Here is a 13,882-nt window from a genome sequence, read left to right as displayed (position 1 = left end):
GTTTAACTAACGAACAAAATGATTGTCAATGAAAATCCTAACAAATCACATGCTTTTTTCAATTAGACATAAAAAAGACAAACTCATTTGATCTGAGTTTGTCTTTTTTTATTTATTTTGTTTTCGGGACGACTTTGAAAACAGACATCCGTTCTTCATCAATTTCTTCCTCTAAAATTTGCTGAATGTCGGTTAATTGAATCTGTTCCAGCATGGTCACGACATCAAATAAGCTCATGTCTAAAAATGCATATCGGGTGAATTGGTTCGCAATGTATTCAGGAGAATTCATGGCTTTTAAAAAGCTGCCGATTTTCTTCTTGCGAGCGAGCTCAATTTTCTCTTCTGACATCAAGTTCTTTGCTTGAAGAAGGGTTTCTTTTAATACTTTTGCCAGTTGATCAGGATCATTTGTATCTCCGCCAACGGACGTGAAGCCAAAGCCGCCTTCTTCCGTATAATCGTAGCTGAAGGTTTCATCAATTAAGCCTTTTTCATACATTTGTTCATATTGTAAGGAGCTTTTACCAAACAGCGTCTCTAAAATGAGATTCATCCCAAGCTCATGTTTTAGCAGCTGATTCCCTTTTTTATGAGGATTCTTTGTTTTCAACCCGAACATACATTTCGAGCCTTGTACGTTCATTGGAAGTTCGTATTCTTTTCGGTACACACCTTCTGGCTCATTCATTTCTTTTCTTTTGATCTCTGGCTGGTCTGTAAATGGCTTCTTCGCCTGATTCGCTCTTACTTGATCTAATATTTGCTTCGGATCAACGGGACCGACAACGAATAGAAGCATATTGCTCGGGTGATAGAACGTTTCATAGCATTCATACAAATGATCTTTTGTAATCGGAGCAATACTTTCTACTGTTCCAGCAATATCAATTCTCACGGGATGCTCTTTATAAAGATTTTCAATCAGACCGAAGAATAAACGCCAGTCCGGATTGTCATCATACATGTTAATCTCTTGACCAATGATGCCTTTTTCTTTTTCGACCGTTTTTTCAGTAAAATAAGGCTCTTGAACAAAATCAATGAGCGTCTCAAGATTTTGTTCGACATTTGAGGTGCTTGAGAATAAGTAAGCTGTTCTCGTAAACGTTGTAAAAGCGTTTGCGGATGCTCCTTGTTTACTAAATGTATGAAATACGTCTCCATCTTCTTTTTCAAACAGCTTATGCTCTAAGAAATGGGCAATTCCGTCAGGCACTCGAATCATGTCTTCTTTGCCAAGCGGCACAAATTCGTTATCGACAGAGCCGTATTTGGTTGTAAAGGTCGCATAGGTTTTGTTAAATCCTTGCTTTGGCAGCACATAGACGTCAAGTCCGCTCTCCATTTTTTCGTGATAGACCGTTTCTTGCAGCTGGTCGAATTGAATTGTTTTCACTGTCATGAAGCACCCTCCGTTCCTTTAAGAAAATAGGTCGTATCCCATTCGATTTTCTGACCCACTTTGATGATGTCCTCTTTTGTCACTCGGTCTAATGCTTCTAAAAAGGAATCAAGGGTTTCCCCTGTTGGCACAACGGCATGCTGATATAAATATTCTGCTGTCCCATAAGATGTATCAATGGTTTCAAGCAGCTGATTTTTGACGACAGCTTTTGTTTGGTCAATCGCTTCATCTGAAAAATCACCCTTTTGCATCGCTTCAAATTGTTCTTTAATGATGTGTACTGCCTGCCGGTAGTTGCCGACTTCAATTCCTGACATGACCATCATCAAGCCTTTAAAGCTCTCAAGTCTAGACACAGCGTAGTACGCAAGACTTGCTTTTTCCCGAACATTGATGAATAGCTTCGAATGCGAGAAGCCGCCGAATATGCCATTAAACAAATGCAGCGCCGGATAATCTTCATCTGCAATCGTCGTATGCGTGCGAAAGCCGATATTCAGCTTGCCTTGCTTCACGTCCTCTTCATCAATGACTTCTTTTGCTTCTTTTTGCGCACTTGTTGATTCAGCATGTTGTTTGACTGATTCTCTATCACTTGTTTTGAAGTATTGAGAGACCATTCGGCTGATGTCTTGTTCATCTACATCTCCCACAACATAAAGATCAAGCTGATTTGATTGAAGCGCATGCTCATAAGCTTGAAAAAGTGAGTGAGCTGTGATCGTTTCGATGTCTGCCATTTCTCCATTGACGTGCAGTGCATACGGTTCACCTTTGCACATTTCCTGCACAAGTCTTAAGTTCGAGTAACGCATTTTGTCATCATACACTGCTTGAATTCGCTGTTTTAATGTGCGTTTTTCTTGATCTACATATAATTGACTAAACACCCCATCTTCAACATACGGATGAAATAGTAGGTCAGATAGTAAGGCAATCCCTTTTTCTAGTAAAGGGGTTTGATCCTTTAGATATTTTTCATTCGCCATTTCCAGGCGGAAGGTAATGATGTGATTCTCTCCTTTTTTCGCCATGTCTGCCGAAACAGTTGCACCATAAAGCTCATCAAAATAAGCACGCAGTTCTCCTGTTTTCGGCATGTTCTCTGTTCCTCTTAACAGCACATGCGGGAAAAGTGAACGCATGGTGACGTCATCTTTCGATAGAGGCGCAAGCATTTTAAAAAGGATTGTGACCGTTTTAAATTTTTCTGTTTTGACAATATGAGTATGAAGACCAGGTGTGTCTAGTGTCTTCTCTTGTAAGTACGTCATGAGAAACCTCCTTTGTTCATCCTATTTATTATGTATTAGAACATAGCTGATATATACGTGAAACAGCCATTTAATAGACATTATATCAATCAGAGGAAAGGATAGGAAATAAAAACGCCTCTGCTAATAGCAGAGACGTCAGTCGTTATTTCATTCTAAACGGCCACCAATTCCATTTACCGAAAATACGAACCATGACCGGAATAAAGAGCGGCAATACAACAAAAGCATATAATAAAAGTCCAATGAGTACGACCGTTGCAATTTCAACAAGTGATAATACACCGGACGGCAGCATGGCGGCGAAGGTCCCCGCTAATATGGCGACTGCTGAAATAATGACGGAACCCATATTTCTCATCGCTGATATCATCGATGCTTGCACATGCTCTCCCTTCCATTCGTTAAAACGATCCATGAGGAAGATTGAATAATCGATCCCGAGCGTCACAAGAATGACAAAGCTGAAAAATGGGACAGGCCAGCTGACACCGTCGTAGCCAAAAAATGTTTTAAAGATCCATTCTGTTAAACCGATGGATGTAAAATACGTTAAAATGAGTGAAAGTGTTAAGTATATCGGCATGACGATTGACCGTAATAATATAATTAAAATGATAAAGATGCCAATTAACATGAAAATGACCGTTCGAATAAAGTCACCGTCAGATGTTTCTTTTAAATCTACATTTAAACTTGAGATACCAGACACACCGTAATTTACATTCTTTAACCCGCTGACAGGTAAATATTGATTAAGAGTGTCTTCAATTTTCGCAACGCCTTTCATCGCTTCATTGCTGTATGGATTCACATTTAAAATGACTTCAAAGGTTGTTAATTTACGATCTGGAGACATATACGTCTGAAAGATTTGCTTGAATTCATGGCGTTTCAGCACCTCTTCTGGAATAAACCAGCCCGTTATTTCTTCATCTGGCGCTTGCTGAAGCTGCTTCAAGTAGCCGTCCGCCTCTGTGAAGCCGCTTTTGACCTGCTCAAGCCCTTCAATACTTTCACCTAAACCATCTGTTAATAATGTGAGTTTTGATGAAAGCTGGTTAAATCCTCTTTTGATGGCTTTTTGGCCGTCTGTCAGCTGATCTGCGCCATCTTCAATTTTAGGCATTTCTTTGATCAATTGTTTTTGGCCCTCATTTGTTTGTTCAAGACCGTTATAAATTTGATCGAGCCCTTCCATGAGCGCTTGCACTTGACGTTTTACTTCTTTTTGTTTGGTTGATAGGCTTTGAATCACTGAATCTGCTTTCTTGATCTTTTCTTTAAACAGAGAGGCTTCCTCTTCATACAGACTCATTTGGTCCCCTGCTTGATCAAGCATTCCTTTTGTGTCTTTGAATACTTTCTTGATTTCTTTATATTCATCCATATCTTTTACTTCTGGAAGCCGTTTTTCAAGTGCTTCAAACGATAAATTTTCATAGGATCTTTTTACTTTTTTAATGGTGGTCATCAGCTGCTGATTCGATTTCGCATGACGTTCCAGCGTACTCACCATTCGCTTAAGCTCTTGAATCATCGCTTCACTGCTGCGATATTCTTGCTCTAATTCCTTTTTTGCTTCTTTGATTTTACTTCGGATGGTTCCGACGCCATCTTTACTGCGCCTCACCCCATCTTCTAAAGAGATCAGGGACTCCCTTACTTCTCCAATGCCGCTTTTGATCGCTTTTGTTCCATCAATCAGCTGGTCAATGCCTTTAGCGGATTCTTGAATTTTTGGTTTTTGTTTATGAAGGGCAAGATTTGTTTCGGTCAGACCATCTGAAATTTTCCCGATTCCTTCATGGCCTTTGCCAAGTTCTCCTCCCAGCTCTTTTGCTTGAGAGGTGACATAAAGCTGACTTAGCCCATCTCCAACAGGACGAGTGACACTGCGAACTGTTTTTACTTCGTCAATGTCATTTAATTTACGTGTCAGTTTTTCAATCATGACAATCTTCTCTTGGTTATCTAACTTATTGTCACTTTCAACAAGCACATTCAGGGGCAGCGCTTCCCCAAAGCCAAATTGCTCTGATATCGTATTAAATGCAGACACTGATTCATACTTTGTCCCAATCTCATTTAAGCTGTTATAGGAAAGAGTTCCGTCGTACATCAAAATAGGAGGCACAGTAATCAGTGCAACTAAACCTAAGCTGATCAGCGGCCTTTTAAATGAAAAACGCCCAGCCCATTCCCACATCTTACTTTGCGGGTGGCGAATGTTTTCTCTTTTAGATGGCCAGAAAAGAGATTTTCCGAAAACAGACATAAAAAAGGGAACGATGGTGACTAGGGCTATCAGCAGGATGCCAACTCCAACAGCAACACTAACGGCTGATTGATACAATTGAAATTTAGCAAACCCAATGCTTGAGAAGCCGACTAACACGGCTAAGCCACTAAAAAAGACCGTTTTCCCTGCACATTTATATGTGATGATAATCGACTCTTTGACATCACGACCTTGACCGATCTCTTCTTTAAAACGGCTTAACAGCAAAATACAATAATCTGTTCCTATACCGAACATAATAGCTACCATAAAAATCTGAGTAAAATTAGATAGAGGAAATTGCATATATTCTACGAGAAAAGCCACAATACAACGGCTGACGGCATAAGAAATGCCGATCGTAATGAGCGGAACAACAGGTGCCAAAATTGATCTGAAAACAATGATTAAAATAAAGAAAATAAAAATCATCGTGATAAGTTCAGTTTTCTTCAGACCTTGTTGAGAGCTTTTAATGACATCTGAATCCACAAATTTTTGACCCGTCATTTCATATGAGACATGATAGGGCTTTAAAACTTCCTCAATTTGTTCTTTAATCTTCACAGCTTTTGTTTCGTAGTGGTCGAATTTGAATGGAACAAGAAGTGTACTTTTATCCTTTGATAAAAGTTGTTTTTGAATGTCCGGATCTACATGAAAATACGAAGTAATTCCGTCAATGTGGAGGTCTGGGGCATGTGTCATGAGTGCAGATAAAGCCTTTTTTAATTCCTGCTCTTTCTCAGGGAACAGATGTTGTTCGGAGAATACAATGACACCCGTATCTTTTTTCCCGTTATGATCTGATAGCTTATCCAATAAGTGAAGTGCCTCAGCTGTTGGTGTCCCCTCCGGAACCTTTAATTGCCCTTTTTCTCTTGTTAATTCCTCTAAATTGGGCGCAGTAATAAACAGAATCACAGCTGTTATCATCCACACCACTAATACAATCCATCTTGCTTTAATTATTTGCAACATAGCTGCTTCAAGCTCCTTCTAGTTCATCAATCAATTTGCTGTATTTGAGCGTGTCTGAAGTGCTGACTGCGTCTCCTTCAACGTGCTAATGGCAGGATGACCTATTCAATTGTCTTTTCGTGTTGAAGAAACACATATTCATCATCAGCACGCGAGCTCAATTTCTGCCTAAAGAAAGACAGAAAATGAATATTTTTGAACACCTCCTATTTGGGATAATTTAAAAGATATTACTATACATTAGTTTAACTATCAAAATTTTACATGTCAATTTATAAAAAAGAAAAAAGATGGCAAAATACCGTCTTTTTTCTAGATTAAACCGTTTTTAATTGTTCACTTTCATCCTCTTCATCTGGCTGTATGAAGAAGAGGACCAAAAATAGTGAAATAAGACTGCAAATGGTCGATAGAATAAAAACGATGGAGTCCCCTTTATCCATGAGATAAGCGTAAATCGGAGGTCCTAAAGCGACACCGATAAAACGCATACTGCTGTAAAATGACGTAATGGTTCCGCACTGCTCTTTTTCGATTCCTTCTGTGATCAGGGCATCAAGTGCAGGCAGCACAACACCAATACCAACACCGCCAATACTTAAGCAGATAAACAATACGTAAAAGCTGTGATTCCACCATAAAAACATATAGGAAAGTGATAACAAGGCCATGCCTACGATTAAAAAGATTCTCATTTTCCCTTTTTCTTTTCCAATCGTTTTCCCAGCAACGTATGAGCTGATGGATAGAAAAAGGAGCGGAATACTAAGCAGGAGCCCTTTTTTGACACCTTTAATTTGATAAGCTGCCTCTAGGTTATCAGATAAGTAAAAAAGCACACCAAAAAGAAGAAACATAATAAAACCGCCAATTGCAAAAATGGCATAAAGCCAGCGTCCCTCATGCTTAAAAATGGTCTTTGTTGATTTTAAAAATTCTTTGAATGAAGGCGGGTCCTCCTCTTTTTTCGCGGACTCTACCATGAACAGTACCATGAGAAAGCTGATGATGGAAAAGAACGGAATAAACCAAAACGGCACAAACCAAAACCATGAAGCTAAAAGCGCCCCAATAATCGGGCTCAGTACCTTTCCAGCTGTGTTAGAGGTTTCAATGGCGCCAAGTCCCGCACTGACTTCTTCATCATCATGAAACAAATCTCCTATAAACGGCATAACGACAGGTGCTGCCCCAGCTGAACCAACACCTTGAAGGACCCTGCCAAATAGAATCCACATGTAGGGTTCTTTCATGATCGTTGAGGCAACTGCTGCTACAGCCCCACCAAGACCTGCTATTAACAGACACGGCAGGAGTACCTTTTTACGCCCGATTCGGTCCGATAAATAGCCGGCGATTGGAATACATAAGATCGCTACAACAGAGTATACCGTAATAATGAGGGAGACTTGAAAGGAAGTGATCGAGAGTTTCTTTTCTATCTCTGGCAATACGGGTATTAACATCGAGTTCCCAAGTGTCATGATTAGAGGCACTGATGATAATGCTATAATATTCTTTTTACTGACTGTTTGCTCGCCCAACATCATTCACCCAATTCTATATACTGTTACGTATTAGTGTGGCAAGTTTTGCGGGTTTTATGTATAGACAAACAAAAAGCAACCGCTTATGGAAGCGACTGCTTATTAAAATCGTTTGCGTATCACATGAAAGCTGAATTTATCCGCTCGAAAATAATTAAGCGAGTATAAGACCGGCTGATCATCCTGATCATAGTGCATTTGTTTCAGTAATAATAAAGCTGTTTCAGGGTCACATTCTAGTATCGGTGAAACCTGATCGTGGTAGCCGATTGGTTCGATGTCAGCAACTGCATATTTAATCCCGCTGTGTGGTTCTCTTCCAAACAGCTCAAAAAGGGACTCTTCTTCATGTGTAAAAGAAGCGGGAAGATGCTTGACCGGAATTTTATCTAAACAATATACCACTGGCTGTCCATCTGCCGTTCGAACGCGTTCCATTGAAAAAATCTCATCAGATTCATCACATTGAAAACGAATCACATCATTCTCTGTCGGCTCCCCTTCTTGCGAGGATAAAAAGATGGTACCAGGCGTCATATTGACCTGCTCTATCATTTTCGTGACACTTGCCAGCTGTTCTATACCTGTTGAAAAGAGTGGTCTTGAGTTGACGAAAGTTCCCACACCATGCCTTCTAATTAAATACTTCTCTTCTTCTAATACACGAAGGGCTTCACGCAGTGTCGCTCTGCTCACCCCTAAAAGCTTTGAGAGCTCAAACTCAGAAGGCAGCTTTTCTTTTTCTGCATATACGCCTGTTTGTATATCTTCTTTAATACGGTCAATCACTTTCAAATATAAATGGCGATTGTCTGTTTTGGTCGACATGTTTTCCCTCCGTCTAATCAATGCAAATGATAAGATGAGAAATCTCTATTCCGAGATAAGTTGAACATAACTATATCATGTTTTTGCAAATAAATAAATAGTCTGACTTCCAGTTAACATAATCATACTATCGTTCACTTCTTTTTTAGAAAGCTCTCTTCGATTTATGAAGAGAGCTCGTCATATTGTTCTTTTGAAAGCAGGACTTCTCTCGGTTTACTTCCTTCATAAGGACCGACAACGCCTCGCTCTTCCATTGCGTCAATCAGACGGGCGGCCCGGGTATAGCCGATGCGGAATCTTCTTTGAAGCATAGAGACAGAAGCCGTCTGCATGCCGATGATGAGTTCCACTGCTTCATCATATAAATCGTCATCCACAGCCGTAAGCTGATCCTGCGTTTCTTCAGTTGGAATCATTTCTTCTTGATATTGCGCTTTTTGTTGGGTGATCACATGATCAACGACATGCTCCACTTCTTCATCTGATAAAAAGGCGCCCTGCACACGAACCGGTTTGTTTGCACCAACTGGTAGAAACAGCATATCCCCTCTGCCGAGCAGTTTTTCTGCGCCACCCATATCAAGGATCGTCCTTGAATCGGTTTGCGAGGACACACTAAAGGCGATGCGGGATGGGATGTTGGCTTTAATGACACCTGTAATGACATCGACAGAAGGTCTTTGTGTGGCGATAATTAAATGAATCCCGGCAGCACGAGCCATTTGCGAAAGTCTTGTAATGGAATCTTCCACATCAGAGGAAGCGACCATCATTAAATCTGCAAGCTCGTCTACAATGACGACAATATAAGGAAGTTCTGGCTGTTTGGCCTCTTCTGATTGATTCATTCGTTTAATGTAATCATTGTATCCTTCAATATTTCTTGTCCCCGTATGAGAAAACAATTCATAGCGGCGTTCCATTTCGCTGACTACTTTTTTAAGTGCCTGTGAGGCTTTCTTAGGGTCCGTTACGACAGGAGCGAGCAGATGCGGAATGCCATTATACACATTTAGTTCAACCATTTTCGGATCAATCATCATCATTTTCACTTCATGAGGTTTCGCTCTCATGAGAATACTTGTGATAATGCCATTGATGCACACACTTTTTCCGCTTCCAGTCGAGCCTGCTACAAGTAAATGCGGCATTTTGTTCATTTCAGCCAGCACCGCTTCACCAGAAATATTTCGGCCCAGTCCAATCAGCAGCTTGGCATTTGGACGGTCATTTTGCTTCGATTCTAATACCTCTTTTAAAGAAACCATCGCGATTTCTGCATTAGGAACCTCAATACCGATGGCTGATTTACCAGGTATCGGCGCCTCAATCCGAATGTCTTTTGCTGCGAGAGCAAGGGCTAAGTCATCACTTAGATTGACGATCTTACTTACCTTCACGCCGACATCTGGATAGACTTCATATTTGGTAACAGCCGGTCCTAAGTGAACCTGTGTGACTTTTGCTTTTACACCAAAGCTTTGGAACGTTTTTTCAAGCTTTCTTGCATTTTCGTATATATTTTTCTTGTCTGTTTGCTGCCCTGAATGCTGGGGCTCTGCCAAAATATCAAGTGACGGCAATTCGTAATCTTTGTTTTCAAGTTCAGTAAATGTCATCGGCGGCGCCTCTTTTGGTTCATAGGCTGTATCTGATGGAACTGGTGCACTTTGCACAGACTCTTGAAGAGGCTCTGTCTCTTTTGCCAACTGCTCTTTTTGAACGAGCGGGGTGAGAATGTCATCTCTGTCAGCAAAGCTTGAGATGATTGGCTGGCTATTGTCAGAAACCGGCGTTTCCTCTTCGATCAAGATCTGATCATCTTCGTCCTCTTCCTGAATACGAGACCGTTTTTTCTTTTCACCTGTTTTCTGAGAGGGCGCGCTCTTTTTCGCCTGCCTGATTCCTTTCATATCTTCAACAAACGCTTTCCACTGCTTCACCATAAATTGTGAGACAGGCAGCGACACTTTTTTCACCATTTCTTGAAGAGATCGATTTGTAATCAGCACAATTCCAATCAGCATCAGAACGATTGCTATAATTTGAGATCCTGCTTGCGCAAATAAGAAATATGAAGCAGCAAATAATACGGCACCAATCATGCCGCCTCCTAAATCAGGTGACCCAGTCTCACCTTTCATGTCCATTAAGAAAAGCTCAAATGTATTTCTTATCACACTTTGAGAGCCTATTGCGCCCGCAGATGAAAGATGCTGAAAGAGCTTCACATGAGACAAAAGCAAGATACTCGCAATGATGCAGTATAGACCTGCTTTTCTCCTTGTCAAAATATCTGGGATTTGTTTTTTCCAGAAGATGGTCACGCCAAAAAGAAATAATCCGATAAGGCAGAGAATGAACCATTCACCTGCAAAGAAACGGAATAAATGTACGAAGGTTTGTCCAACGACGCCTAGCTGTAAAATGGCAATGATCGCTATGGCAATACAGACTAACCCATTTAATTCATATTTCAGTTTTAGCTGTTTATTTTGTTTTTTTCTCGTTTTCCGTTTTCTCTTTTTAGCCATACTCATCACCTTACTACGAAAGAAAATATAACCTACCGAAAGATCAGAAAGAAAGCAGCCTGGTTTTGGCTGCATCTTGTTGTAAGTTTTCCCTTTATTATAGCATAGAATCATTCATATGAGTCGGTTTGATTGGTGCCTAATTGCAACTTCAATCGCTTGCCTGGTGCAAGCTCTTGATTCAGAAAGTCCATTGGATTGGTACTCATGACTTGAACAATTTCTGCTTCATCCTCTTTCATTTCAACCATGACTGGCACGCCTTGGATGTTTACCTGTTGAAGTTTGCGGTCTCCTTGTTCCTCCGCGTAAATGGCTTCATATGGCATAGGTGTATATAAAATCATTGGATCAGCCCCTCGTTTTGAGATGCCCTTTCTCCAATCAGCTCGTTCAACTTTTTGATCGCTTGTCCTACACCGCCTACTTCATTCATGAGTCCGTATTCTGCTGCCTCATGACCAACGACATTTGTTCCAATGTCTCTTGTCAAATTGCCTTTTGAGAACATAAGCTCTTTAAACTTCTCTTCTGTAATATTGGAGTGGCTTGTTACAAAGTTAATGACTCTTTCCTGCATTTTATCTAAGTATTCAAAGGTTTGCGGGACACCAATCACAAGACCGGTTAAACGTACAGGATGAATGGTCATCGTGGCTGTTTCCGCAATATAGGAATAGTCACACGATACAGCAATCGGGACACCAATAGAGTGGCCGCCGCCAAGTACAATCGATACAGTCGGTTTTGATAAAGACGCAAGCATTTCTGCAATCGCTAGTCCCGCTTCAACATCGCCGCCTACTGTATTTAAGATGATTAAAAGCCCTTCAATTTTCGGGTTTTGCTCTACTGCTACGATTTGCGGAATGACATGTTCGTATTTGGTTGTTTTATTTTGTGGCGGAAGCTGCATGTGGCCTTCAATTTGTCCAATAATGGTAAGGCAATGTATATTTGTATCTTGCGGCAGCTGTGGCACTGCTGTTTCACCAAGCTGCTGTATTTTGCTCATAATGCTGTCTTTTTCTTCTGGCTTTCGCTCAGGCTGCTGTTCATTCTTTTCGTCCATTTGTCTCCATCCTTTCCTCAAACTCTTCTCCTATTATGAACAAGAAGGCCGTATTCAATCCGCATTCCTCACGCCACATCAAAAAAGCCCAAAGAGCTTATGCTCCTTGGGCTTTCACATCACACTTCCATAATAATTGGAATGATCATCGGCTTACGTTTTGTTTTTTCATATAGGAATTGATTGAGTACATCACGCATGGATTGTTTCAAAGTTGACCATTCAACAATTGAGTTTTCCGTTTGCTCTTTGACAATTCCTTTGACCATTTCTGTCGCTTTCACAATCAGCTCTTCGGATTCTCTTACATACACAAATCCTCTTGTGATGATTTCAGGTCCAGAAATTAATTGTTTCTTTTGTTTATCGAGCGTAATGACGACAATTAAGATACCATCTTGAGACAATAGGCGTCTATCGCGCAGCACAATGTTCCCGATATCACCAACGCCAAGACCATCGATCAAAATATTGCCTTGGTGAACTTTTTCACCAATCTTGACGTTCTGTCCTCTAAACTCCACAACATCCCCTTTATCAATCAAGAAAATGTCACTTCGTTTCATTCCCACTTCTTCAGCAATACGAGAATGTGCTTTTTGCATACGATATTCGCCATTCACGGGAATCAAATACTTCGGCTTTAGTAAGTTCAGCATCAGCTTTAACTCTTCTTGGCAGCCGTGTCCAGAGACATGTACACGTTTTTGAGCAAAAATGACTTGTGCGCCGCTTCTTGTAAGGAAATCCACTGTTTTTGAATATGTGAGTTCCTGTCCAGGAAGAGGTGTAGATGCAATCACAACAGTGTCTTCTTTTTCAATATGAAGCTGTTTGTGATTTTGTTTCGCCATTTTTGTTAAAGCAGCAAGAGGCTCACCGTGGCTTCCAGCTGTGAGGACGACCACATCGTTTTTCGCCATTTTCTTCACTTCTTGAACTGGGACAAATAATTCTTCGGCTGCTGTGACATAACCAAGTTTGATTGCCAGCTGAAGAGTCGTCATCATATTCTTCCCTGCTACGGCAAGCTTACGACCATTTTGATTCGTTGCATTAATGATTTGCTGCACGCGGTTAATGTTCGATGAAGATACAGCGACAATGACACGATTTTCAGCATTGTACATCGCATTTGAGATTTCGTCTTGGACGAGCGCCTCAGAAGGTGTATAACCTGGTTTTTCAGCATTGGCACTGTCTGAAAGTAGTGCTAATACGCCATTGTTTCCAATTTTCGCAATCTCTCCGATGTCACAGGCTTGGTTAAGCGCTGGGGTTTGATCAAATTTAAAATCACCTGTGCATACAATTGAACCAAGAGAGGTTTTGAAGCTAATCCCAACTGAATCAGGGATGCTGTGATTCGTTCTAAAAAACGATACCTTTGTTGTTTCAAACGTAATGACTGATTTCGCATGTACCTCACGTAAATCAGCTTTTTGATTGAAGCCATACTGCTTTAATTTTTCTCGAAGTAACGCAAGGGTCAGCTTCGTTCCGTAAACTGGTACAGACAATTTGCTTAAGCAATGGAATACGCCTCCGATTGCTTCATCATGTCCGTGGGTAAGAAAAATTGCTTTCACCCGATCAGCACGTTCTGTTAAATAAGAGATATCAGGAATGACAACGTCAATGCCTAGCATTTCGTTTTCTGGATGCATCAAGCCTGCATCTACCACATATATGTCCGAATCAATTTCAATGACATATAAGTTTTTCCCGATTTCTCCAACGCCTCCCAGTGCAATAATTCTTACGTTCTCTGTATTTTTCTTTTTCAAAATTCTTATCCTCCTAGTCTCAAGCCCGTCCATCATCGCTTAATGCTATTATAACTGAATCTAATTTTAGAAAACAAGATGAAGTCACATTTTAAGAAAGTGTTTATGTATAAAAAACGGTCATACTCAGGGACATCTGAGAATGACCGCTTACGAAATCTTTTGTT

Annotated in this window: 9 protein-coding genes; all 9 read right to left on the bottom strand. The window is 40.6% G+C overall.

All coding sequences use genetic code 11. The features are described from left to right. Positions 1-112 precede the first annotated feature (112 nt). The gene (yfmH, locus tag C6W21_RS03760) at positions 113-1,405 is read right to left on the bottom strand and encodes an EF-P 5-aminopentanol modification-associated protein YfmH (protein WP_106055918.1); all 1,293 of its coding nucleotides are present in this window, start codon (positions 1,403-1,405) and stop codon (positions 113-115) included. Continuing rightward, a complete protein-coding gene (gene yfmF / locus C6W21_RS03755) occupies positions 1,402-2,682 on the bottom strand; it encodes an EF-P 5-aminopentanol modification-associated protein YfmF (RefSeq protein ID WP_106055917.1) in 1,281 nt (426 codons plus the stop codon). The genes yfmH and yfmF overlap by 4 nt, the downstream gene beginning before the upstream one ends. A 145-nt stretch (positions 2,683-2,827) precedes the next feature. After that, entirely contained in the window at positions 2,828-5,944 is a 3,117-nt protein-coding gene (locus tag C6W21_RS03750; protein ID WP_106055916.1) for an MMPL family transporter, read from the bottom strand. 317 nt (positions 5,945-6,261) lie between these two features. Continuing rightward, a complete protein-coding gene (gene bcbE / locus C6W21_RS03745; protein ID WP_189318139.1) occupies positions 6,262-7,494 on the bottom strand; it encodes a bacillibactin exporter BcbE in 1,233 nt (410 codons plus the stop codon). A gap of 99 nt (positions 7,495-7,593) precedes the next feature. Then, positions 7,594-8,319 (bottom strand): GntR family transcriptional regulator, encoded by a 726-nt coding sequence (locus C6W21_RS03740; RefSeq protein WP_060596309.1) that lies wholly within the window; start codon positions 8,317-8,319, stop codon positions 7,594-7,596. A gap of 164 nt (positions 8,320-8,483) precedes the next feature. Next, on the bottom strand, positions 8,484-10,856 hold the full coding sequence (locus C6W21_RS03735) for an FtsK/SpoIIIE family DNA translocase (RefSeq protein WP_106049354.1): 2,373 nt from the start codon (positions 10,854-10,856) through the stop codon (positions 8,484-8,486). A gap of 110 nt (positions 10,857-10,966) precedes the next feature. After that, positions 10,967-11,203 carry a YlzJ-like family protein gene (locus C6W21_RS03730; RefSeq protein WP_060596305.1) on the bottom strand — a complete coding sequence of 79 codons (237 nt, stop codon included), beginning with the start codon at positions 11,201-11,203 and terminating at the stop codon, positions 10,967-10,969. Next, on the bottom strand, positions 11,200-11,928 hold the full coding sequence (locus C6W21_RS03725) for a ClpP family protease (protein ID WP_064498475.1): 729 nt from the start codon (positions 11,926-11,928) through the stop codon (positions 11,200-11,202). Before C6W21_RS03725 ends, C6W21_RS03730 begins: the two co-directional genes overlap by 4 nt. A gap of 119 nt (positions 11,929-12,047) precedes the next feature. Further along, positions 12,048-13,715: a ribonuclease J2 gene (gene rnjB / locus C6W21_RS03720; RefSeq protein ID WP_106055915.1), complete on the bottom strand. Its 1,668-nt coding sequence runs from the start codon at positions 13,713-13,715 to the stop codon at positions 12,048-12,050. Between the last annotated feature and the right edge of the window lie 167 nt (positions 13,716-13,882).

The sequence above is a fragment of the Bacillus sp. NMCN1 genome, from assembly GCF_002998085.1.
Classification (GTDB): Bacteria; Bacillota; Bacilli; order Bacillales; family Bacillaceae; genus Bacillus.
This window is presented reverse-complemented; position numbering and strand designations above follow the sequence as displayed.

Coding starts and splice junctions, on each gene's coding strand:
- yfmH (WP_106055918.1), bottom strand. CDS start 1,405: ATGACAGTGAAAACAATTCAATTCGACCAGCTGCAAGAAACGGTCTAT.
- yfmF (WP_106055917.1), bottom strand. CDS start 2,682: ATGACGTACTTACAAGAGAAGACACTAGACACACCTGGTCTTCATACT.
- C6W21_RS03750 (WP_106055916.1), bottom strand. CDS start 5,944: ATGTTGCAAATAATTAAAGCAAGATGGATTGTATTAGTGGTGTGGATG.
- bcbE (WP_189318139.1), bottom strand. CDS start 7,494: ATGATGTTGGGCGAGCAAACAGTCAGTAAAAAGAATATTATAGCATTA.
- C6W21_RS03740 (WP_060596309.1), bottom strand. CDS start 8,319: ATGTCGACCAAAACAGACAATCGCCATTTATATTTGAAAGTGATTGAC.
- C6W21_RS03735 (WP_106049354.1), bottom strand. CDS start 10,856: ATGGCTAAAAAGAGAAAACGGAAAACGAGAAAAAAACAAAATAAACAG.
- C6W21_RS03730 (WP_060596305.1), bottom strand. CDS start 11,203: ATGATTTTATATACACCTATGCCATATGAAGCCATTTACGCGGAGGAA.
- C6W21_RS03725 (WP_064498475.1), bottom strand. CDS start 11,928: ATGGACGAAAAGAATGAACAGCAGCCTGAGCGAAAGCCAGAAGAAAAA.